Annotated in this window: 25 protein-coding genes; 1 reads left to right on the forward strand and 24 read right to left on the reverse strand. The window is 28.9% G+C overall.

Annotation, left to right across the window (positions count from 1 at the left end; translation table 11 throughout):
• Window positions 1-40 precede the first annotated feature (40 nt).
• Window positions 41-298 (forward strand): hypothetical protein, encoded by a 258-nt coding sequence (locus J3S90_RS09445; RefSeq protein ID WP_210645991.1) that lies wholly within the window; start codon window positions 41-43, stop codon window positions 296-298.
• A 77-nt stretch (window positions 299-375) separates the two neighbouring features.
• Here J3S90_RS09445 and J3S90_RS09450 read toward each other — a convergent pair whose 3' ends face one another.
• The 24 genes from J3S90_RS09450 to J3S90_RS09565 form a co-directional block, all read right to left on the reverse strand.
• Window positions 376-1,221 carry an RteC domain-containing protein gene (locus J3S90_RS09450; RefSeq protein ID WP_188050813.1) on the reverse strand — a complete coding sequence of 282 codons (846 nt, stop codon included), beginning with the start codon at window positions 1,219-1,221 and terminating at the stop codon, window positions 376-378.
• A 391-nt stretch (window positions 1,222-1,612) separates the two neighbouring features.
• Complete coding sequence (locus J3S90_RS09455) at window positions 1,613-2,236, reverse strand: CatB-related O-acetyltransferase (RefSeq protein WP_188050812.1); 624 nt, start codon at window positions 2,234-2,236, stop codon at window positions 1,613-1,615.
• A gap of 195 nt (window positions 2,237-2,431) precedes the next feature.
• Window positions 2,432-2,716 (reverse strand): hypothetical protein, encoded by a 285-nt coding sequence (locus J3S90_RS09460; RefSeq protein ID WP_210645992.1) that lies wholly within the window; start codon window positions 2,714-2,716, stop codon window positions 2,432-2,434.
• A 143-nt stretch (window positions 2,717-2,859) separates the two neighbouring features.
• Complete coding sequence (locus J3S90_RS09465; protein WP_210645993.1) at window positions 2,860-3,840, reverse strand: BtrH N-terminal domain-containing protein; 981 nt, start codon at window positions 3,838-3,840, stop codon at window positions 2,860-2,862.
• A gap of 706 nt (window positions 3,841-4,546) precedes the next feature.
• Complete coding sequence (locus J3S90_RS09470; protein WP_210645994.1) at window positions 4,547-5,125, reverse strand: NAD(P)H-dependent oxidoreductase; 579 nt, start codon at window positions 5,123-5,125, stop codon at window positions 4,547-4,549.
• A 2-nt stretch (window positions 5,126-5,127) separates the two neighbouring features.
• Window positions 5,128-6,150, reverse strand: coding sequence for a saccharopine dehydrogenase family protein (locus tag J3S90_RS09475; protein WP_210645995.1), 1,023 nt, complete (start codon window positions 6,148-6,150; stop codon window positions 5,128-5,130).
• A 67-nt stretch (window positions 6,151-6,217) separates the two neighbouring features.
• A complete protein-coding gene (locus J3S90_RS09480; RefSeq protein WP_210645996.1) occupies window positions 6,218-6,796 on the reverse strand; it encodes a Crp/Fnr family transcriptional regulator in 579 nt (192 codons plus the stop codon).
• Between the two features lie 168 nt (window positions 6,797-6,964).
• Complete coding sequence (locus J3S90_RS09485; RefSeq protein ID WP_210645997.1) at window positions 6,965-7,909, reverse strand: ketopantoate reductase family protein; 945 nt, start codon at window positions 7,907-7,909, stop codon at window positions 6,965-6,967.
• 60 nt (window positions 7,910-7,969) lie between these two features.
• Complete coding sequence (locus J3S90_RS09490; protein ID WP_188050803.1) at window positions 7,970-8,551, reverse strand: Crp/Fnr family transcriptional regulator; 582 nt, start codon at window positions 8,549-8,551, stop codon at window positions 7,970-7,972.
• Between the two features lie 809 nt (window positions 8,552-9,360).
• Window positions 9,361-9,651 (reverse strand): hypothetical protein, encoded by a 291-nt coding sequence (locus J3S90_RS09495; protein ID WP_210645998.1) that lies wholly within the window; start codon window positions 9,649-9,651, stop codon window positions 9,361-9,363.
• A 12-nt stretch (window positions 9,652-9,663) separates the two neighbouring features.
• The gene (locus J3S90_RS09500; RefSeq protein WP_210645999.1) at window positions 9,664-10,137 is read right to left on the reverse strand and encodes a hypothetical protein; all 474 of its coding nucleotides are present in this window, start codon (window positions 10,135-10,137) and stop codon (window positions 9,664-9,666) included.
• Between the two features lie 16 nt (window positions 10,138-10,153).
• Window positions 10,154-10,969, reverse strand: coding sequence for an META domain-containing protein (locus J3S90_RS09505; RefSeq protein ID WP_210646000.1), 816 nt, complete (start codon window positions 10,967-10,969; stop codon window positions 10,154-10,156).
• A complete protein-coding gene (locus J3S90_RS09510) occupies window positions 10,969-11,397 on the reverse strand; it encodes an META domain-containing protein (RefSeq protein ID WP_210646001.1) in 429 nt (142 codons plus the stop codon). Before J3S90_RS09510 ends, J3S90_RS09505 begins: the two co-directional genes overlap by 1 nt.
• 2 nt (window positions 11,398-11,399) lie before the next feature.
• Window positions 11,400-12,029, reverse strand: a complete 630-nt coding sequence (locus J3S90_RS09515) for a Pr6Pr family membrane protein (RefSeq protein WP_210646002.1) — start codon at window positions 12,027-12,029, stop codon at window positions 11,400-11,402.
• Between the two features lie 169 nt (window positions 12,030-12,198).
• Window positions 12,199-12,702 (reverse strand): GNAT family N-acetyltransferase, encoded by a 504-nt coding sequence (locus J3S90_RS09520; protein ID WP_210646003.1) that lies wholly within the window; start codon window positions 12,700-12,702, stop codon window positions 12,199-12,201.
• Window positions 12,703-12,999: 297 nt separating this feature from the next.
• On the reverse strand, window positions 13,000-13,299 hold the full coding sequence (locus J3S90_RS09525; RefSeq protein WP_210646004.1) for a hypothetical protein: 300 nt from the start codon (window positions 13,297-13,299) through the stop codon (window positions 13,000-13,002).
• 11 nt (window positions 13,300-13,310) lie between these two features.
• Window positions 13,311-13,496, reverse strand: a complete 186-nt coding sequence (locus J3S90_RS09530) for a hypothetical protein (RefSeq protein ID WP_210646005.1) — start codon at window positions 13,494-13,496, stop codon at window positions 13,311-13,313.
• A 291-nt stretch (window positions 13,497-13,787) separates the two neighbouring features.
• Window positions 13,788-15,101, reverse strand: coding sequence for an MATE family efflux transporter (locus J3S90_RS09535; protein ID WP_210646006.1), 1,314 nt, complete (start codon window positions 15,099-15,101; stop codon window positions 13,788-13,790).
• Window positions 15,102-15,107: 6 nt separating this feature from the next.
• A complete protein-coding gene (locus J3S90_RS09540) occupies window positions 15,108-15,944 on the reverse strand; it encodes a hypothetical protein (protein ID WP_210646007.1) in 837 nt (278 codons plus the stop codon).
• The gene (locus J3S90_RS09545) at window positions 15,941-16,726 is read right to left on the reverse strand and encodes an HAD-IIB family hydrolase (RefSeq protein WP_210646008.1); all 786 of its coding nucleotides are present in this window, start codon (window positions 16,724-16,726) and stop codon (window positions 15,941-15,943) included. Before J3S90_RS09545 ends, J3S90_RS09540 begins: the two co-directional genes overlap by 4 nt.
• Entirely contained in the window at window positions 16,708-17,742 is a 1,035-nt protein-coding gene (locus J3S90_RS09550) for a Gfo/Idh/MocA family protein (RefSeq protein WP_210646009.1), read from the reverse strand. The genes J3S90_RS09545 and J3S90_RS09550 overlap by 19 nt, the downstream gene beginning before the upstream one ends.
• The gene (locus J3S90_RS09555) at window positions 17,726-18,223 is read right to left on the reverse strand and encodes an NUDIX hydrolase (RefSeq protein WP_210646010.1); all 498 of its coding nucleotides are present in this window, start codon (window positions 18,221-18,223) and stop codon (window positions 17,726-17,728) included. The genes J3S90_RS09550 and J3S90_RS09555 overlap by 17 nt, the downstream gene beginning before the upstream one ends.
• Complete coding sequence (locus tag J3S90_RS09560) at window positions 18,216-19,340, reverse strand: DegT/DnrJ/EryC1/StrS family aminotransferase (RefSeq protein WP_210646011.1); 1,125 nt, start codon at window positions 19,338-19,340, stop codon at window positions 18,216-18,218. Before J3S90_RS09560 ends, J3S90_RS09555 begins: the two co-directional genes overlap by 8 nt.
• Window positions 19,337-20,263: an aminoglycoside 6-adenylyltransferase gene (locus tag J3S90_RS09565; protein WP_210646012.1), complete on the reverse strand. Its 927-nt coding sequence runs from the start codon at window positions 20,261-20,263 to the stop codon at window positions 19,337-19,339. The genes J3S90_RS09560 and J3S90_RS09565 overlap by 4 nt, the downstream gene beginning before the upstream one ends.
• Between the last annotated feature and the right edge of the window lie 209 nt (window positions 20,264-20,472).

Here is a 20,472-nt window from a genome sequence, read left to right on the forward strand (position 1 = left end):
ACTATGCGTTTCCTTTTTATTTACACTTAATTGCTGTACTATGGATTCGGTTTTTGTATCAGATGATACTTTAGAGGAGGTAAATGGGAAAAATGAAAATTCTTATCATGCACCCAAAAAAGTGGAAGTGGTGTCGGCTCAAAGTACTGTCAAGTATGTACCAGGAATGCATATGCCCAGTACGCTATCTGAAGCTTATCATATACAGGATAGTATTTCGAGTTATTCGAGCCCCGTAACAGATAACATTATTGATCCGGACTGGAAAAAACTTATCACGCGTGTTGGTAATGATTAAGAACTAGATTTAAGTTAAATTGTATGCGGTTTAAATAATGTGTTCTAACTAGGTTACTCATTTTTGAGTAGCCTTTTTTAATTTTCATCTGCTTCGTCCATACGTTTGATAAGTTTGTCTTTTAGGATATTTAGGAATTTAGTTCTTTCAGTTTTTCTGTTTCGAATTTCGAGAAAAACGCGGTGGAATTGACCTAAATTAATATCGAAAACTGATTCGAAGAAGCTGATTATTTCACTGAGTCCTGCTGCTCCATTATTGAAAACACCTTCTGTATGAAGCGAATAAATTAGTTCTATAAGTTCCACTTTTGAGCTTGTCCATTTCAGGTTTCTAGAAGGTAAATTTCTTAGCCTCTGCTGGTCGTGGTTATGCTCTATCTTTGTGATTTCTGATTCTATATAACATTTAATCAAATCATTGGCCAGAATTTTTGCTAATTTATGATCATGAGAAGTAGAAAAACGCTGGTCAGCCTGAAAGTAAAAATTATCTAGTGTTAATTTAATATCACATTTGCCTCTTACAAAGTACATTTTGTCAAGGTATCGATTATTTGTGCGGTAATAGCGGTAAAATTCCTGATTTTCGTCGAAAAATGTTTTTAGTTTTAGCAACTCAGAATTATAATATTTACGAAGTGTTTTTTTGGGACCGTAGGGTTTATTCGTTTCAATATTATATATTTCGGTATAATAAATGAGCTTTCCCGCAAACATAGGTTTGACATACCGAAAAAATTCAATCTCTTCATTTTTATCTTTGAATTTGTATTTTATTAAGTAGGTTTTTAGTTTTTCTAAACCCATAATCAGGATTTTGATAGCCTCTTCATAATAACGAACTGTATAAGCTCCTTCTAAAGGTATCAGTTCTAGTTTTCGGTCTAATTCCGACTGCAGGGACTCAGAAAATAATTTCATTGTAGGTTATTTAGATTTAGTATTCTTGATTAAATCAAAAACAAATCTATACGCTGATTGTATTCGGTGCAAATTATCTAGTGTTTGATTCCCGAATTGAATATTGAAATTCCCGAATTGCATAGCTAATAAGTTAGTGTATAAACCATTAATTAGCTTAAAATTCAAAGTATTAACAACTGCAAATTTCTACTTATAATAATATTAGCTGTAGTAATCTTTCACTACAACATGAGCATTTAGGTCATAATTTTAATCTCTTTTTCTATTTTTTCTAGCTGGAACTATATTATAAACTAATTTCCAAAAAAATCAGATTAGGGCCAAAATTACTAATTTATTAAAAATTAAATTTCTCTCGCGCATTAATGACCACCTAATATTAGATTTACTACATCTTTAAAACATCAATATTATCATTTGTCAAATTCTGTATGTTTCTGGTAATTTTTTCAATTGGCCAGTTCCACCAACTAATTTTCAAAAGTTTTTCAATTTGTTCATTTGTAAATCTTTTTTTTATCTCTTTTGCAGGATTACCACCAACAATTGAATATGGTTCAACATTATTACTTACAACAGAGTTACTTGCAATTATAGCACCATCACCTATTTTTATCCCTGGCATTATTGTAGCATTAAATCCTATCCACACATCGTTTCCAATTTCAGTATTTCCTTTATTTGGATATTCTTTTCCAATCATCGCATCTTTCCAATCATCACCAAATATGGCAAAAGGGAAAGAACTAATTGATTTTGTCAAATGATTGGCTCCATTCATAATAAATTTGACGTCAGAAGCAATCATACAAAATTTTCCAATTATTAATTTATCTCCTATAAAATCAAAGTGATATTTCACATTTTTCTCAAAATTACCTACATTTTCAAAGTCATCATAGTATGTAAAATCTCCAACATCAATGTTAGGATTTGTTATTATATTTTTAAGAAAACATAGTTTTCCATAATTAGCTAGTGGAAATTTAATGTTCTTGTTAGGTATTTTCATATGTATAGCAATTTGTATTAGTCACTTCATCTAAAATAACTGAAAAGTTACAATAGATCACTTTCATAATGAGTTTGGACTCCTCTATTTTTTTTTGAACTAAGATAAAACAAAGTATTTTATTTTAGTAAAAAAAACAATGCTGTTAAAATATCTTTATTTCGTACCAACAGAAATTGTTTTAAGCGCGTGTATTTAAATTATTTTTAAAAGCACAGAATCCGCTCTTAATAAAGCTCCGTTTGTTGCAATAGGTAAAGGATTTGATAAATAGGTTACTAAATTTGCAATTTCATGCGGATTTATAAATCTTTCTAATAAAATATTAGGATTAGAACGTTGAATAACTGCATTTTTCATCGTTTCAATTTCAATATTTTGGGCTCCTGCAATTTCTTCAACTACTTGTGAAACACCATTGGAATATGTTTGTCTTGCCACCATTGTATTGACTGTAATTTCTGTTAATCGGCCTCTCATATTGCACAATCCAGCTACAAGATTTTTAGAATTTGAAAAGTTGGTTATTATATTGCATACTGTATTTTGACGGCACGACGATATGCTGAAAACCGTTATTAAAATAAATCTGCAATTTCGCCAGAATGATATTTGTAATACGGCTATATTGTGGCCAATAATTCCATTGTATTTTTTTCTTTTATGGATAATATTTTTAAAATTTCCGATGCTTCTTCTATATATTTAATGTCTCGTGTTTCACTAACTTTTATGAAAAGGTCTGAAACATTTTTCCATAGTTTTGCTATTTCTACAAATTCTATATGCCCTTGTTTCAATTTGTCTAGTTTAAGCAGTTCGTAACTTTCCTTCAAAAAATCACGATATAAATTTCTAAATAAAGCCCCGCCCGTTCCTGCTTTTTCCATCAACATAGCAGTCATTTTAAAATCATTTTCAATGTCTTTGCTTAATTTGAACCATTTGATAATTTCTGAACTTGTTTTCAAAATTCCTTTATAGCCTATGTTTGTGATTGGCGGATTTATATGTTCAGCTGCATTATTTCTAATTGCTTTTAAAATTGCCGTTCGTAAGTCAAAATCATTGTCAGTTTTGTGCAAAGTATAGTACAAATTTTTTGATGACATAGGTCCTTTTTCCGCTCTTGCTAGCTCCAAACTTTTCAAAGTAGTTTTTACTAGTCCGCCTTGTTGATTTGTGTCTACTAAAAATGCGTTTTCGCTGTCATAGCCATAAAGAGCAGTATAATGTCCTGCAAAATGAAATGGTCTTGAAAAATATTCAAGATGAAAGCAGTCTAACTTTAATCCTACAGCTTGTCCGTTGTCGATAAGTGATTTTACATTGTCCCAAGCTTTTTGCACCGATGAGGTCTCATTTACAGTCAATTCAAGGTTTAGGTTTCTTGCTATATTTTCGGTTAGTACGTTAGGTTTTACTCGTCCACCAATAAAAGGGTAATCCATAGATTTCATGTTCCAAAATATGTATCCTAGACCTTCTGCAAGTCCAAAAAGCATTGGTTCAGAAAGTTCAATATGAAGCTGTAATAACAATGTTCCGGTTGTTGTGGTTTCACAATGTTGTCCGTCAAATGGTTTTAAATTATCTATTTTCATGTGTTGCGATAGATTATTGAGTTCTACAATTTTGTTTTAGATTGTCAAGAAATGTTTTTATACTAGCTTTATTTCCAATTAAGCAGTTAAAATGCTTAACAAACATTAAATTATGTTAAAAGAACCAAGTTCAGATTTTTTTACTAAACTTTTCATACTGCCAAACCCATTCCAGCATTTGGTTTTTGTCAGCTAAATTCAATTGTTGACTAATGTCCATTAGTTCTGTTATTTTTATCTTTAAGCACAAGTAATGATTGTCTTTTAGATCTAGTACATTAGCTAATTTGATTCCGTCGTGTAAGTTTAATTGGAAAATACCACAAAATTTTATATCGGGTTACAATTCAATCAAAGTACTTAACTTGGATTTAGAAATAAGCTCACCATATTACCACATCGATGTTAACAGAATTATTATTAAATTATCCTTATTTCTTCTTTACTCATTTTTATTAATTGAATCTTTTTTCTTTCCTAATGTATTAAATACACATCATCATAGACTTTGGATTCATCTTAATAACCTCCTATAAAAGTCAGTCCTATTACCTTCTATGATCCTCTTATTTCCAACTGTTATGCCCACTGCTGCATGTCTTGTTTGACGAAGATATGGATTTTTACTACAAATAATGATTTACCCCAATGTGTATGCGGAATAACAAACCATAACTTTTGACCTACCGCTTTTAAGTATTCTACTTTATTTTTGCTGTCTGCCCATTTTTTCAACTTCTAAAACCCATCTTAATCTTTTTGCGTCTGTTGAGTTTTTAACGATACCATAGTACGAAACTTTTACGGGTTTAATTCCACAAAATTCTAATGTAGATTTTTTTAATTGGTTGACACTTGGTCTGCCATTGGCTAACCAATAATACCAACTAGGTTGGTCAAGTGTTGTAATAATGTGAGCCGTTTTACCTTTTAATAATTTGTCCCATAGGATCGAGTTTTCTCTGTACTGAAATGCAAAGCCTGGCAAAAAAACTCTATCAATAAATCCTTTCATAATAGCAGGAAGTCCGCCCCACCAAACAGGGTGAATCCAAACCAAATGGTCTGCCCATTTTATTTTATCCCAAGCATCAATCAAATCGGGTTCTAATTCAGTTCTTTTTTGGTAACCAAATTGTAAATTGGGGTTAAAATTTAGACTAGCAACAACAATTTCTTTTACTTCTGCACCAGCCTTTTCAGCACCTTTCTTATATGATATTGCGAATGCCGAATTCAGACTTTCTTTATTAGGATGACCATTTATAATAACTATTTTTTTCATAATTAAATATTTATATTAATCGCGTTATTTGAAGTTAATGAAGATATAAACTCTGTAGGATCGTGTAGTTGATGACTAAAATAAACACCGCTCTTAATATCATTTTTTAGCATTTTTTCAATGTGAAGTACCGTAGAAAAGGCGGTCAACGCTGCTTGCCCTTCTCGGCATTTAATCGTCACTTTTTCAGTATTTAAGTTGCTTTTAGAAAAAGATATTTCAAAAGAAGAAATGTCGCCACTTCCGCTGCTTCCAAATATTAATTTTTTTTCTTTAAAATTTAAAATTTTAAATAAATTTATTTTTTGCATAATGCCTAGAGCCGAAGTAATGAATTTAGAATCAAAAGTTAGTTTGGCTGTTACGGTTGGAATTTTTTCTATCTGGTTAAAAATATATAAATCTGGAATATCAAAATCATATACTTTTCTATTTTTGCCGTCAAAATCAAATTTATGATACTTTGAATTTAAAAAATGCTTGGTAATAATTTTTATATTATTTTGATAGAAATTGAACGTCTTACTTACAATCTCTGCCATAAAATCAGCAGAACTTTTTCCGGCTTTATCTTTAGTAGAGTAGTAAATAAATATCGCAACACTTGTAATATCTTTAATAACCACTTTTTTTGCATTTATTAACAATGGGGCAATGCCACCCATCCATCCAGAACCAAATACAATTTTACTTTCAAAGGATCTTTTACGGGTAAAATCTAAAGATTTAATTAACTCGCTTGTAGGTTTTGTAATATCAATATAATCGATTTTAGACTTTATTGCATAATCTAAAATATTATTATGATGGTCTTTTGTACAAATAATGATTAGACTGATCGAATGTATGTTTAATGATACAAATGTGCTTTTGTCATTTACATCGATGTAAATATGGTCTGGATTTCCATCTTTATTCCTTGTTGCGATGAAAATTTTCAAAGAAGGACTTCTACTTGACAGCATTTCATAAATAGTTTTACCAATCAAACCAGTTCCACCAATTATTAAAATTTTTTTGCTCATCTCTTTAGTTTTAAATGTTAGATGTGCAAAGCTAAATCCTGTTAAACTTTATTAATAGGACAAATGTCTAAAAAGTAAATTCTTTTCGTATTCTGCTTAAATGTCGTTGTGAAATTCCCAAGTAAGAGGCTAAATATTGTAAAGGAATTTTTTGAATGTACTCTGGTTGATTTTTCATCAGGTTTGCATATCGTTTTACTGCGTCACTTTTTTGTAAATTAAATATTCTTTTTTCTAATTCAATGTATTGTTGTTCGGCTATTGTTTTTAAGAAATAAACCCAATTAGGATTTTGTTGAATTAAGACCTCAAAATCCATCTTCTGAATGATTAATACTTCAGTTTCAGCAATTGCTTGTATATTTTCTTGTGTTGGCTGTGCCGTTAAGAATGAGGAGTAGGCAGTCACTAAGCTGTTGGGAAACGTAATACAGTAAGTAATTTCTTCATCTTTGTCCGAATTATAATAACTACGTAAACTTCCCGATAAAACAAATGCTACTTGTTTACAAGTTTCGCCTTCCTTACTAAAGTACTCCGATTTTTTGAAGAGCTTATGAGTTAGCATTTGAATAAAGCTGTTAATTTCAACATCTGTCAATATCTTGAATGATTCTAAAAAGAGTTTAATACTATCGTGAGTCATTTGTAGATTTATATTTGTTCATTTCGGTTTTCTTATGTTGACGGATAACTTCATGGCGCTGGTCGGTTTTGAGGACTTTATATAAGATATTTTTGGCATTTTGTGCTTTTTGGTTGTTTCCTTGAATTTTAGTTTTCGGGCAAACACATGCTTTAAAATCATTGCGCCTTAAATGTCGTGTATGGCTTTTATTTCTTGATAGATACTTTCAGTAAAAGGCGTCTTCACATTCAATTCTTTTCCATATTTGATAATAGTTCCAGCGAACAACTCTAATTCATTATTACCTTTTCCGGAATTTAAATCAAGTTGTAAAGAGGTAGGTGTTTTTGGAGGAAACGTAGCAGCTTTTTCAAATGTCTTTTGAATAATGTTGTCTAGCAGATAAATTCCTTTCCGATCTGCAATTGATTTTATTTCATCCATTATTTTCGTTGCTGCTTCTTTTTGTAATTGAATACTGCAAACGGCTCCTATTGATGAATTGTATTTTGCAGTTATTAAGCCAAAACTTGCTATAAAAATAAATTTCGTCCAAATATCAAGTAATGAATTGTCTTTAAATTCAAAATCTATTTTACTATTTTCTATTAACTTTATAACCCAACCTATATCTTCAGAAATATGTTCTGGGTCTTTGCCTAAAATTAATTTCCCTGACTTTCCCTTATGTTCAATAATACCCTTTTCTTTTATATGTGACGCAACATAAAGACAGGAGGGAAGGATAATATTATAGGGTATGATTTCACGAATTCGATCATAAATATCAGCACCATTCATCATTGGTATAAGAATGGTGTTTTTTGTAATTACTTCGGATAGTTGCTCACAAATATTCGTTAAATCATATTCTTTAACACAAATAAATACCAAATCGGGCTTAGAAATATTGAAAACTGTTTGATGCATCGCATCGGGTTTTGTTATACTTATTGAATGTTCAGGAGAAAGTAACGTTAGTCCATTTGCTTTTACAATATCGTAAGTCTGACATCTTGCTACAAAAGAAATTGAATGTTGCTTAATTTTTTCGTTTGCTTGATTTATCTTAAAGCCAAAATAACCGCCAACACCCCCAAGACCTATGATAACAATCTGTTTCTTATTCATATTTTTTTTTACAAAGATCAAAATTCACGAATAGATAAGCACTTGATAAATGTCAAGAAATTATAGTTTACTGATTTCTTTTCTAATTCTACTTAATGTACTGTCTGTAATTCCTAAATATGAAGCTATAATTTTAAGAGGAACATGTTGAAAAGTAAATGGCTGCTGTTTTAAAAGATTTAAATACCTAGTTTCTGCTTTTTGACTTGCCATTTCAATTACTCTGTCGTTAAGTTTATAATAATTGATTACAAATAAAAGACGGCTAAACTCCCTGAATTCGGCGATATTATGAAAATTTGTTTGTACATTTTCTAAGGAAGTTTCCCATATTTCACAGTCAGTCAGGGTTTGATAGATTTCTTTTGTAGGTTGTTTTTTGAAGAAGGATAAAAAGTCATTTACAAAACAAGGACCTGAATAGATGTTTGTTGTAACTTCATTATTATCTTCATCAAGAAGATAGGAGCGCATGTATCCTTTCTCCAAAAAATATGTTTTTGTACTAATGGTATCTTTATCCAACAGCGTAGTATTCTTAACTAATACAAAATTAGAAAATGTTTCCGTAATTTTTTCCACGACTTCTTTCTGGATTGGAAACAAGGAATGGAAATAGGTGTTAAGTGTTGATTTGTCCATTAATTTGGTTTTTCAATTGCTTGCCTAACGTAAGCATATGTAAAGAGCTCACTACAACTTAATTTTGAGTAAATATAGTGGATTTGGTATACAAAAAGCAATATGCATATACAATTGGCAGTATAATTTAAATAATAAACAGATAGATTATAAATCTAGACCACTAAATTTATTTAAGTGCGGATCCACCCAACGTTCATCAAAATGCTTGTTTATAATACACTTATAAAATTCATCTTTCAAGTGTAGTGCCACAATCCAAATCACAATTATCCCTACAATTTCTTGCAAATTCATATTTAATATTAATTTGATCTAATGTCAAACTTAGATTTTATGGAGTTAGATAAGTTCCAATCAATATTAAATGGAAGTAGTGTAAGAGGACTTGTTAAGATATATAAACAAGAGACAAACAACTGCGGAATGTTTTACGTATGTTAGCCCTAGATGCCTAAAAACCAAATCACAATTCTGGTTCATTATATAACCTGTTAGGAGCTAAAGCAAAGAACAAAATGCAACTCTAGTTACAGTGTGCAATAAGCTACTTAAAATCGTTTTTACATAAGTAAAAAATAGAAATTTATACAACAAATTTAAAAAAGTTAAAACTATTACATTAAGTTATTGAATTCTCCCAATTTTTGGATAATTAATGCCAACGTCTTGCGGCTTCAAGAAGTGGCGAACTTCGTAACCGCATATTTTCCACTATGATAATATTTCTTGCGAAAGAAAAACGTGAATTTACAACATTTCTCGCCATTTCTTGAAACCGCTGTTGGCAGACGTTATTCATTCTTTTCTTAACCTCCATAAATAGCTTTCCCTTCTTTTTGGATAACATAACCTTTCCAAGCGATGAGTTTATAATTTCCATTACTCCAATTACCTTCATCAGTTTTGGTTAATATTATCCCTTTATTTTCAAAACTAAAAAAAACCTCTGCTTGTTTTCGGTTGTTGTCAAATAATATATAAGCAAAACTGCCTTTTGTTTTAGCTCCGTCTTTTAAAGGATTTAGTTTAATGTTTAGGGTAGTTAGTTCTAAACAAGTCTGTTTTAACTGGGAAAAAGATTTACCATTTTCAAACAAACATTCTGACCTTCATTTAGTACAATCTACCTTTGTTAAAGGCATAGTAGATGTATACTGAATTGTTTTTACATCCATAAATTTAGTACCATCTTCATTTAAATCTCCGTAACCTTCAATAAGTTGGTTATCTTTAATCATAAATGCTAATTCTCTCGAACTCTCTTTTCCTTCAGACATAAAAGTGTAAGTTCCAATTAGATTGTCTCCATTTAATTTTCCAACAAATTTTCCTTTATTACTGTCTTTTTCGGCATAAGCAATATTTAAATCTGCCATTACATTTTCATTTACTTCTGTAATTTCCATTGTAATCAAGTTGCCATTGCTGTTGTACTCATAACAACCAGTTTCCAAAGTTGATTTTTGGGTAGTTTCAATTACCGTATTTTCTTCTTCTGTTACAGTTTGTTTTTCTTCTTTAGTGCTGTTTTTACATGCCACTATTGTAACTAATGCAAATGTTAATAAAGCTAATTTTTTCATAATTGTTGTTTTTAAATTAATCTATTTTTTTGAATATTAATAATTCCTCAGAAGGATTCGAAAGCCAAAGTCGATTGTTTTCTATTTTATATCTTGTCGCACTGCGAAATGCTTTTAAAAATGTATTTTCTTCATTATTGGATTGGCACATTATTTTGGTTGTATTAATGTCTGTAAATCGCAATATTTCTTTTTCATAAAACAGTTTACCATTCATTCTGTTGCAACCTGCAAAACCTAAAAATGTATTTGTTGTGGCATTTATCTCCAATGACGGTAAATCATTGTTGAAATTTGCTTTGTCTACCTTTTTTCCATTCAGTTTTTCAAGAACCCAAATATCGTGCAAACGATAATCAGTTATGTAACTACCGCAACCTTCTATTTTATGAAGAGATTGTTCTGTATTTTTTTTATATTCCACTGATACTTTATATGGTGAAATTTTTCCGGACATTCCATTAGCACACTCAGATTGGATAATTTGGATGTTGAGTTGTCCAGTTTCTCCTTTTATTTTATACATTTTTATATTCTTATCCATTGCTTGAAAAGGCTTAGTATTTGATGTAATAATAGAATCTGTTGGTGTTCTTAGCTTAATTTGTTGCTCTGATAGCTCCAAACTCCAAAAAGGTTCTGTTCCCGAGGCTTTAAAATAAGCCTCAGTTGCATTATTTATTTGGTTTTTTGGAACTGCAACCTGATTTGATTCCGCAGTTTCGCTTTTTATTTTAGCATCATTTTGCTCGGTTTTATTTTTTGTTTTTACCGAACAAGAAATGCACAATAGCAATAAAAAGGCAACGTGTATTTTTATGATTTTATTCATTAATTATTTCCTTTTTTAAATCGCATCATTGGAACATCATTGATCATGAGATTTAATTTACCGTCTAGATCAAAACTGTATCTGTTTACTTTTTTTATCATATTCAAAAATACTTTTTCGCCTTCTCCGCAATACATCATAGTTGATGGTCCAGGCTCTCCAAAAGAAATAGAAGAACCAGTTAAAGTATAGCCTGTTGAGTACCCATTACAACTGTTATTTCCAGAAACTTTATTGGTTTCTTTATCAAAAGAAATTATTGGTTTTTTTTCTGGATATAATCCTCCAAACGCAATTCGTGGTCCAGAAATATATTCTAGTTCCCAAGTTGTGTTATATAGTTTCTCACTTTCAACAGGTTTTTTGGTAGCACAAGAAATAATAATAAGAGCGCAAATAGAACTGAAAAACATGTTTTTTATTTTCATAATTACTGGATTTTTTTATGTTTATTAAGTATTGCTTTTCCAATTAAAAATAAGATTATCAGTAAAGTTAATGCTATAAATAATATTATACTACTGTTTATAAGTGTTTTCTCATATCCAATTTCAGAAACATTTACAAATGGGTAAGGATAATACCCCGAGAAATTTCCTCTGATGAGTACAAATAATAAAAAGAAAACAGGATATAGTAACCAGTTCAATATTGACTTTAAATATAAATTATTTTTATTGACATTATAAAACCAATAAATCAGAACATACAATGGTATAATGGTGTGCAGAAGCTCATCAACAATTCGTTGCAATCCTTTAGGTTGCCAAACCTGTCTTAAGACTATTTGATAAACTAACCCCACTATCAATATAAAAGCCGTTATTGACGTTAATGTCCCTTTAGAGGAAAACCATTTAAAAGGAATTGATTTTAATTTAAATGCGGAAGAAGTGAAATATAGTGCTACTAAAATATTGGTTAAAATGGTGAAAAAACTAAAAAAACGAATAATCATTTCAGGAATGTCTGTTTGCCTGTTTTGCAACATCAAAAAAAACTGTGTGATTATTGCAAACCACCCAACGCAAAAACCTAATATATCAAATTTTGTTCTCATTTTTTTTATATGTTACCTAATGTTTTGGCACTTGGCTAGGTTGGGGACTTTCGAAGTCGAGTGTTTTCTGCCGAAAAGAGCTATTGATAAAAAACGTTAATTCCACTAAAACCCCAATCTCGCCAAACGGATGTTACGTGTAGCTTTTTTTACATTCCTTCGGTGAAAATTAATAGGCAAACACATTAAAGTCTTTAGTATTAAAGTTAAAATTGCCAACTTTTTTAATTCCCATTTTTTCATGCGCTTTTAAAGAAGCTTCATTGTCATTTTCAATAAATAGAATTCCTTCTCGATTTGGTTCTTGAAGTAAAAGTTCTTTAAACATAAGTTGAGCTATGCCTTTTCCGCGTTGTGTTTTACTAACGCAGACAGGACCATAGATGTATGAGTCAATATTACCTTTATAAGACTTAAACATTTCATCAACAATTGGAACATTCCTTTTTTTATGAACAGCTTGTGATGTTGTTAAAAGAAAACCAACGATTTCTTGATTTACATAAGCTACAATTTGAGGCATATCTTTCATCATTTCTTCAATTTGATTTATATTCAATTCGCCCGATAATGTTCCTCCTTGGGATTTTTGATTTTCAGATTGAAGTTTAACAATTCCTTCTAAGTCAATTGAGTTTGCTATTTTTATAATAATATTTTCTGTCTTAAACATAATTTATAAAGTTATTAGAAATATTGTTTTTTAGTGTTTTAATATAATTATATGATTCGTTTTTAGTCTGTTGCGGGAAGTGTACACATAACGTTCCGCTGCTTCTCGTCAGTTGCGAAGTTCGGAACTGATTATTTTCCACTAAGATAATATTTCTTGCGAAACGTGAACGTGAATTTACCACTAAATTCGCAATTGCGCCAAACGTGTGTTGGCAGACGTTTTAATTAAGCGTTATAAATTGATATTTATCACTTAATTCATTTCGAAAATCGCCTTCTTGATATTTGTGGTTCGTTAATTAAAATCGTCATCATTGTCAATAATTAATAGGTTATATATTTTTCTGTTTTCCAACTTTAAAATAACGCCAACGTCAACTGTGATTTCAATTTCTGATTTTTTTAGTAAATTTTGAGTTGGGCTAACTTGACCACTTTCTGAGTTCCATAAATTCTTAGAAATTTTAGTATGCTGCGCAAAATATAATTTTGTTCTAGCAATTTCAATTTTCTCTATTTTCTGATTTTCTACAATTAATTCGCTTCCTTCTTGAGCAACAAATTTTTCGCCTTTAAATTTAATTGCTGTTTTCATTGCATATTGTTTCAAATGTTATTTTTAATTGAATCTGAAAGATTAACTTCTTCGGCTAATTCAACTTCTAGTGTGAAATTAAATTTCTCATATTCAAAAACATATTGAATATGTTCAAACCAAATTCTGATTGGCGAATTATCTCTAATGTATTTTAAATGCGAAAGTTCTTCGTCTGAATAAAAGTAGTTTCTCATATTTCGGTCAAAAATGTCTGCCAACGTTTGGTCGCTTGGCGATGTGGCGGATTAAGGAAGCCTAATCTTTCGGTTAATGACTAATTTTCCAAGTACAAAACTATCTTTAAATTAAGCCAAATCCCGCCATATTGCCAAACGACGGTTACAGGAAGCCTTTATTCTTTAGTTTCATTCGACTTTCTATTTTAGCACTTCTAATTAGCTAGTTTGGCATTCATAAAAGTTATTTATGTATTTGCTTATTTAAGTATTTATAAAACAACATTGTTTCCTTAAGAAATAACTTTTTTATGAATTTTGATATAATCGTTTTATTCTGACAATCAAAAAAAATAATGAAATAATCAAACCAATTGATAAACCCATCCAAATCCCTTTAATTCCTATAATCTTAGCTAATATAATTGATAATGGTATTGCAATTATAATATAAGAAAAAAAAGCAATAAAAAAAGGTTTTAAGGTATCTTTTACTCCTTTGAGTGTGCCTAAAGCTATTGTTTCAAGACTATCTATTAATTGAAATAATGATAAAAACGCAAATGTACTTGCAACTGTAAAAATTACTGAATTATCATTTATATAAATAGTTGGTATTTTGTTTTTAAATATTTGAAGAATAATTGTGAAGATAACTGAACAAAATAAGGATAAAATAAAAAATGATTGTAATGATTTTTTAAAAAGGATGTTATTCTTTTGTGCTAATAATTTACTTGATTGTATAGCTGATGCTGTTCCTAAACTGAAAGGGATAGAAAACATAAGTGCTGAAATACTTAAAATTATTTGATTTGACGCTTGAGCTGTTGTACTTAATTTTCCTGATAAAATAACGCTTGAAGTTAATAATGCTATTTTAAAAAAGACTTGAAAACTTGAAAAAGAACCTAAACTTATAATTTGTTTTGTAGAATTGAATTTAAATTTATGACTTATTAAATTTTTGAAAAAAATCTTTGTTTCATTATTCTTTAATAGGCAAATTAATAATATGAAGAATAGAAAACATCGTGATATTAATGTGCCTATTGCTGACCCTAATAAACCAAATTTAGGTAAACCAAATTTTCCGAAAATGAGACAATAATTAAGAGAGATATTTAAAAGAAGAGAAGCAAAAATACAATACATTGCTATTTTTGTTTTGCTTAAGCCATCTGAAAATTGTTTTAATATTTGAAATAGAAATGCGGGAATAAATGAGTATAATAGAATTGAAAAATAAGGTTTTGCTATTTTTATAACTTGTTCTGATTGACCAAAATTGGAAAGGTTGAATAATAATATTTTGAGTATTATAAACAGTATAATGCCCAAAACTGTGTAAACAACAAAGCCGTGAAACAAAATATTTTTAGTTTCTTTAATTTTACCAAGACTATACATTTCTGAAATGAGAGGGGTAAACATCATCGTAAATCCAATATTTAGGGCAAAAGCTAAAAATATAAGATTATTGCTTAATGAAAAAGCAGAAAGGGGCGAAGCCCCTAATCTGCCTATCATTATGTTATCAATAAAACCTATAAATGTGAAAGCTAATTGGCCTAAAAATATTGGAAATGCAAGTTTTATGTTTTGTTTTAAAAGTGGAATCATAAATTTTTATAACATGTCCGTTTTAACGATTTCGCCTCTTTTAATAATTTTATTACTTCCAATTCTTAAATAATCACCAATAATTGCTTTATCTTCTATTATTGTATTTGATCCAATAATACATGATTTACCTATTCTAACATTATTACCTATTTTCACATAGCTATCAATTAAAGATTTTCCTAAAACAACAGAATTGTTTCCAATAGTAACATTATTATTTAAAGTTACAAATGAGTCAATTTTACAATCATTTCCAGTTTTTACACCACAAGCAACAGAACAAAATGCACCTAATATGTTACTATTACCTATGTGAATTTTTTCAAGAACTAATCTGCCAGAACGAATTATATGACCACTTAATATTGTATTAATTCCAATAAATGTAAATTTACCAATATGAACTCTATCAGGATCAAGGATTCGAACATCATTTGCTAAAATAATGAAACTCTTATTAGGTATTCCAATTATTGAATAAAAGATATACCTAACGGGTTTTATTCTAATGACTAAATTGTTTAAAAAACTAGAAGTTACAACAGTTTCATGGATAAGGTCTTTAAATAACCATATATAATAGTGTTTTGTAAAAAAATTATGTTTTCCATTTGGAACATTTGGTAATAATTTAAATATCAGGGCTATTATTAATAGTGTTAATACAGGAAACAATAATAGCGACAAAGAGATATAAATAAAAAAAAGCAGATTTGATAAATATTTTTGACAAATAATAGATAGGACAAACGGGCTGAAAGCAATAATAAAAATGATAGGTTTTATTATCGTTAATGATAACTGAACTAATAACTCTGTGAATATGAATTCTTTTTTCATTGAAATTTTTTTGTATTATTTAAAAAATGATATATACCATTTTCTTCATTTGATTTAGTTATGTACTTCGAAACCTTTTTAATTTCAGAATGAGCATTTTCCATTGCGACTCCAATACCAGAGTTTTTGATTAGTTCATAATCGTTTAAATCATCCCCAAATGATAACACATTTTCTAAAGATAAATCTAAACTGTCTATCAATTCTAAAATGCCTAATAATTTTGAAGACATTTTCGGCATTATTTGAATATACTTATTGTTATCTGTAATTAATAGTTTTGTATTTATCGGTAAGAATGTTTTTAAAGTATCTAAACATATTTTTTCTTTTCCTTCATCTATTATTAAAAATTTAGTTATGTCCTTTCTTCCAATATCTTTTTCACTTATTTGTTGAGCAAAATACTGTGTACATTTTTTTAAATTCTGAAAACTTGAAAAAATTTCATTATTTGATTCTATTGAAAAAAAGGTGTTTTTGTATAATGTCGTAAATGATTTAGATAAGCTTTTGACATTATTTGATTCAATTAAATTTTCAAATATTTTAATTCCTGATTTTACACAAAAGCCTCCATTTGAAAGAATCCAATAATCATCATAAAACTCTTCGTATAAATTCTTCGGTAATAACTTCAAAGGTCTAGAAGTGTTAAATACGATTATTATATTCTTTTTTTTTTGAAATCTGATTGCTTGGATACACTTATCACTAATAGAAAAATCATTTTTAAGAAGAGTCCCATCTAAATCAATAGAAATTAGTTTGATAATATACATTGCTCTAAAGGGGTAGTTATTTTTAATATTTTTTCGTGAATTTCTGTCAATGCATAATAAGTATTAATCATGCTTTCTAGATTTGTTTCGAAAGGTATGTTTTCCAAATATGATTTCAAAAAATTTGTTATTTCATTACTATAACCAGCAGAACTATAGCCTGATTTTAATGGGCTTTTATGGCTTATTATATTACATTTATTTGCATTAATATTAAATGGTAAATCAATATTTTTAGTCGTAACTTCAACTTTAGACAAGTCGTCTACATTAATAATATTCCCGTTTTCGCTAGTTATTTCAATTTGATGTCTAAATCTGGGATAAAACGAACCGCTTTTTATATGTCCCACAATTCCATTTTCAAATTCGATAACAACACTTAAGAAAAAGGGCTGAATATTTTTTGAACAAAAGACATTTATTTTACTGAATTTACCACCCATTCGCAATAGATAATCAAGTGGGTGTATCAATTGGGCTAACAAAAAGGACTCTATTATTGAATCAAAATTCCAAAATGGTTCAATAGGTTTACTTGATAGATGCTCAATTGTAACTGATGATAGTTTACCAAAGTCTTTGTCATTTATTAATTCCATTATTGAATTATGTGAATCGGAATAGCTAAAATTCATTCCAACTCCAATAAGGATGTTTTGGTTATTCAGTTCTAGAATGTTTGTAAGTTCTGAAACATTTCTTACAGGAGGTTTCTCTACAAAAACAGCAATCTTGTTTTCGATACATAATTTAATCACATTGTAATGAACTTCGGGAGAAGAGGCTACAAAAATGACATCAAAAGATTCACTAGTTATCATTTTTGTGTAATCAGAGTATAAATTTTCAACATGTAATTTCTCTCCTATTTCTTTCAAAACGAGTTCGCTTATATCACATAAAGAGATTATTTCACACTTATTCGTTAATAAAATTGATGGCAATAAATTATCTAGCATTTGTTCACCAAGACCAATTAAACCGACTCTGATTTTTTTATTCTTTTTGTTCATATAATATTTTTTCGTTGTTGTTAAATTTTGTTATTAGTTCTTTAATTATAATTCTTGTTCCCTCGAATAGATTTAAATTTATAGAATCATTTAAATTCACCCACATTATATCTTTAGTTTCTTTAGTATTGAAAATAAATTCAGTTTCATGAGCAAATGACAGGTAAGCAAAATCTAAATGATAATGTGCGTCTTCTTTATTGGAAGCAGGGATTAATTGTTGATAAAAAAATTCTGGGGGTAAAAGCCATTCTGAATCTTCAACTTTCTTTTCTTTATGGAGAAAAGAAAAAAGTTTTATATTTAATCCTGTCTCTTCTTTAGCTTCTCTAATTACTCCTTCTATCTGGTTTTCAAAGGATTCAATGTGACCGCCAGGAACCATCCAACGATTAAATTTTTTATGATTAATAAGTAGAATTTTTAAATCATTTTCATATTTATTAATGATAAATACACTAGTTGTGAATTGTTTAAGCATAGTATTTTTTTATTACATCAATCATTGTATCGAGATCCATTATGTCTAACCCCTCATGCGTAGGTAAAGTAAATATTTGATCAATCAGCTTTTCAGAATTATAGCAATCTTTATTTGTGTTAGAAACAATTGGAAGATTATATAATGGGCAATATTTGTATCTTAATGGGTCTGAAATTATGTTTTGTTGCATTAATAGATTTTCTATTTCATTTTTATCTTTCTCAGGAACTAATAATGCTAATGAATAGTAATTGTTAATAGAATTGTCTAGTGTTTTTATTTCAGAAATTTTAGAAGAAATTTTTAAAATATTAGTTTTTATATAATTAGCATTTTCAGTTCTTTTTTTTATTTTCCATTCTAATTTGTCTAACTGTGTAATACCAATTGCGGAATTTATAGAACTTAATTTAAAGTTAAGTCCTAAAAATAATCCATAACCACCATATTGTTCATGAGTACTTTTAATAGAATATGCTTCGCCGAAAGACCTAATTTCTTTCAATTTTAAATAATCTACTTCGTTATTAATTAATAAAAATCCACCCTCACCTGTTGTAATTAATTTTCTTTCATGCGTGCTGAAAACAGAGTAATCACCAAAACAACCCAAATAACTATCATTCAGTTTACTCCCGTGACAATGTGAATTGTCTTCCAATACTTTAACGTCATTGAGATTACAAATTTGTGCAATTTCATCGATATTATTTGCATAACCCCACATAGGTACATTTATCAATAATTTTGTTTTTTTTGAGATTTTTTTACTAAGGTCTTTTATACATAAGTTAAATGAGTTTTCTTCATTATCTACAAATACGGGTTTTGCTTTTAACGATATTATTGGTAAAACGGACATTATTGGAGCGGTTGCCGGCAGTATTACTTCATCACCTTCTTTAACTTCTAAAAGCATTAAAATCATCAAAATCCCTAATGTAGCGTTTGAACAAGTCAAAGAATGATTAGTACCAAAATAATTGGCCAATTTTTCTTCAAATAAAGGAGTGTAAGGCCCTTTTCCTGAAATCATTTTATCTTTTATGCTAACATTTATGTATTCAATGTCATTATCTGTAATATTGACATAACAATTATCTATTTTTTTCATATTTTATTTTTAAATTCGTTAATTATTGCTTCTATTTTATTCTCTAGCATTTCATTTTTTGAGAAATTATATTTTTCTATAATCTGGTGGCTCAACTCCTGATACAAATTGATTGAATTTACAATGGATCTGTAAGAGTTTTGTTGGTTTTCAAAAGCAAAAATTTTTCTTAATTCATTATTGATATTTTCATTTGCCCAATTTTGTACGCTTTTACCTTTGTAATGAAGATTACTTTTGCTTTCAAAAGAAAAGGTGTACCATTCTATTAATTCTATTAGTCTTTTTTTTAGAATGTTGTCATAAATTGTAATTCCATAATACAATTCATTTCTTACAACCATACCTATAGTTTTAAATGCTAATTGCCAAAATTCATTATAATTTTGGTAAAATTTTTCTTTATTTACTTGATATAAAAATTCACAATGTTGCTTTTCATTAAAATGATTCGAAATTTTGTCTACGATTGCAGTTACATTTCCTTTGTCGTAAATAATCGAATGTTCGTTCCTTATATAATGATAAAAAGTTCTTAAACCTGTATCTATACTTGTTTTTATTTTATTAGGAATAATGCTAGTTAGATTATACTTGTTAAGTGCAAAATATAAAGTTGCCTTTTTAAATTCCGAATAGTCAACTGGAATTATATCTAAAGTCATATAATTTTCTAACATTACTCTAGAAATCATTACATTTTCGATTGGATTAATAATGTCTAATTTAGAAATTGGTGTACCAATTTCTAAAAGCCAACTTTGATCTCCAGATAAGTATTTTTTTGGGTTTTTAGTAAAAAAGAAGACATCTATATCAGAAAATATGTCTTTTGCTTTAATTGAACCAAATACGATAGTAGAGTATATGTCCTTATTATTATTACTTAATATCTTTAATTTTTCAATTATCTCTTCTTTCATTTATATATCTATTTTGTTTATATTTTCGTGACTTAATGGTGCTGAAAGAATCTTTCATTTTTTTACATTTTATATAGTACATTCTCTATTCGTAACCGATGAATATTTTAAAAATGCAAAGCTATAGATTAGTCCAAAAACTATTGCTGTACTTTTTGTGCCTTTTTTACAGTTTTTAAACTAAAAAAAAACTCCTTTTTTTAAAGGAG

Origin of the sequence: Flavobacterium flabelliforme (assembly GCF_017948675.1) — a bacterium.
Taxonomy (GTDB): Bacteria; Bacteroidota; Bacteroidia; order Flavobacteriales; family Flavobacteriaceae; genus Flavobacterium; species Flavobacterium pygoscelis.

Coding starts and splice junctions, on each gene's coding strand:
- J3S90_RS09505 (WP_210646000.1), bottom strand. CDS start 10,969: ATGAATAAAATCATAAAAATACACGTTGCCTTTTTATTGCTATTGTGC.
- J3S90_RS09530 (WP_210646005.1), bottom strand. CDS start 13,496: ATGAGAAACTACTTTTATTCAGACGAAGAACTTTCGCATTTAAAATAC.
- J3S90_RS09545 (WP_210646008.1), bottom strand. CDS start 16,726: ATGTATATTATCAAACTAATTTCTATTGATTTAGATGGGACTCTTCTT.
- J3S90_RS09550 (WP_210646009.1), bottom strand. CDS start 17,742: ATGAACAAAAAGAATAAAAAAATCAGAGTCGGTTTAATTGGTCTTGGT.
- J3S90_RS09535 (WP_210646006.1), bottom strand. CDS start 15,101: ATGATTCCACTTTTAAAACAAAACATAAAACTTGCATTTCCAATATTT.
- J3S90_RS09560 (WP_210646011.1), bottom strand. CDS start 19,340: ATGAAAAAAATAGATAATTGTTATGTCAATATTACAGATAATGACATT.
- J3S90_RS09555 (WP_210646010.1), bottom strand. CDS start 18,223: ATGCTTAAACAATTCACAACTAGTGTATTTATCATTAATAAATATGAA.
- J3S90_RS09450 (WP_188050813.1), bottom strand. CDS start 1,221: ATGAAATTATTTTCTGAGTCCCTGCAGTCGGAATTAGACCGAAAACTA.
- J3S90_RS09520 (WP_210646003.1), bottom strand. CDS start 12,702: ATGTTTAAGACAGAAAATATTATTATAAAAATAGCAAACTCAATTGAC.
- J3S90_RS09465 (WP_210645993.1), bottom strand. CDS start 3,840: ATGAAAATAGATAATTTAAAACCATTTGACGGACAACATTGTGAAACC.
- J3S90_RS09515 (WP_210646002.1), bottom strand. CDS start 12,029: ATGAGAACAAAATTTGATATATTAGGTTTTTGCGTTGGGTGGTTTGCA.
- J3S90_RS09500 (WP_210645999.1), bottom strand. CDS start 10,137: ATGAAAAAATTAGCTTTATTAACATTTGCATTAGTTACAATAGTGGCA.
- J3S90_RS09525 (WP_210646004.1), bottom strand. CDS start 13,299: ATGAAAACAGCAATTAAATTTAAAGGCGAAAAATTTGTTGCTCAAGAA.
- J3S90_RS09485 (WP_210645997.1), bottom strand. CDS start 7,909: ATGAATAAGAAACAGATTGTTATCATAGGTCTTGGGGGTGTTGGCGGT.
- J3S90_RS09565 (WP_210646012.1), bottom strand. CDS start 20,263: ATGAAAGAAGAGATAATTGAAAAATTAAAGATATTAAGTAATAATAAT.
- J3S90_RS09445 (WP_210645991.1), top strand. CDS start 41: ATGGATTCGGTTTTTGTATCAGATGATACTTTAGAGGAGGTAAATGGG.
- J3S90_RS09470 (WP_210645994.1), bottom strand. CDS start 5,125: ATGAAAAAAATAGTTATTATAAATGGTCATCCTAATAAAGAAAGTCTG.
- J3S90_RS09480 (WP_210645996.1), bottom strand. CDS start 6,796: ATGACTCACGATAGTATTAAACTCTTTTTAGAATCATTCAAGATATTG.
- J3S90_RS09510 (WP_210646001.1), bottom strand. CDS start 11,397: ATGAAAATAAAAAACATGTTTTTCAGTTCTATTTGCGCTCTTATTATT.
- J3S90_RS09490 (WP_188050803.1), bottom strand. CDS start 8,551: ATGGACAAATCAACACTTAACACCTATTTCCATTCCTTGTTTCCAATC.
- J3S90_RS09460 (WP_210645992.1), bottom strand. CDS start 2,716: ATGAGAGGCCGATTAACAGAAATTACAGTCAATACAATGGTGGCAAGA.
- J3S90_RS09455 (WP_188050812.1), bottom strand. CDS start 2,236: ATGAAAATACCTAACAAGAACATTAAATTTCCACTAGCTAATTATGGA.
- J3S90_RS09540 (WP_210646007.1), bottom strand. CDS start 15,944: ATGAAAAAAGAATTCATATTCACAGAGTTATTAGTTCAGTTATCATTA.
- J3S90_RS09475 (WP_210645995.1), bottom strand. CDS start 6,150: ATGAGCAAAAAAATTTTAATAATTGGTGGAACTGGTTTGATTGGTAAA.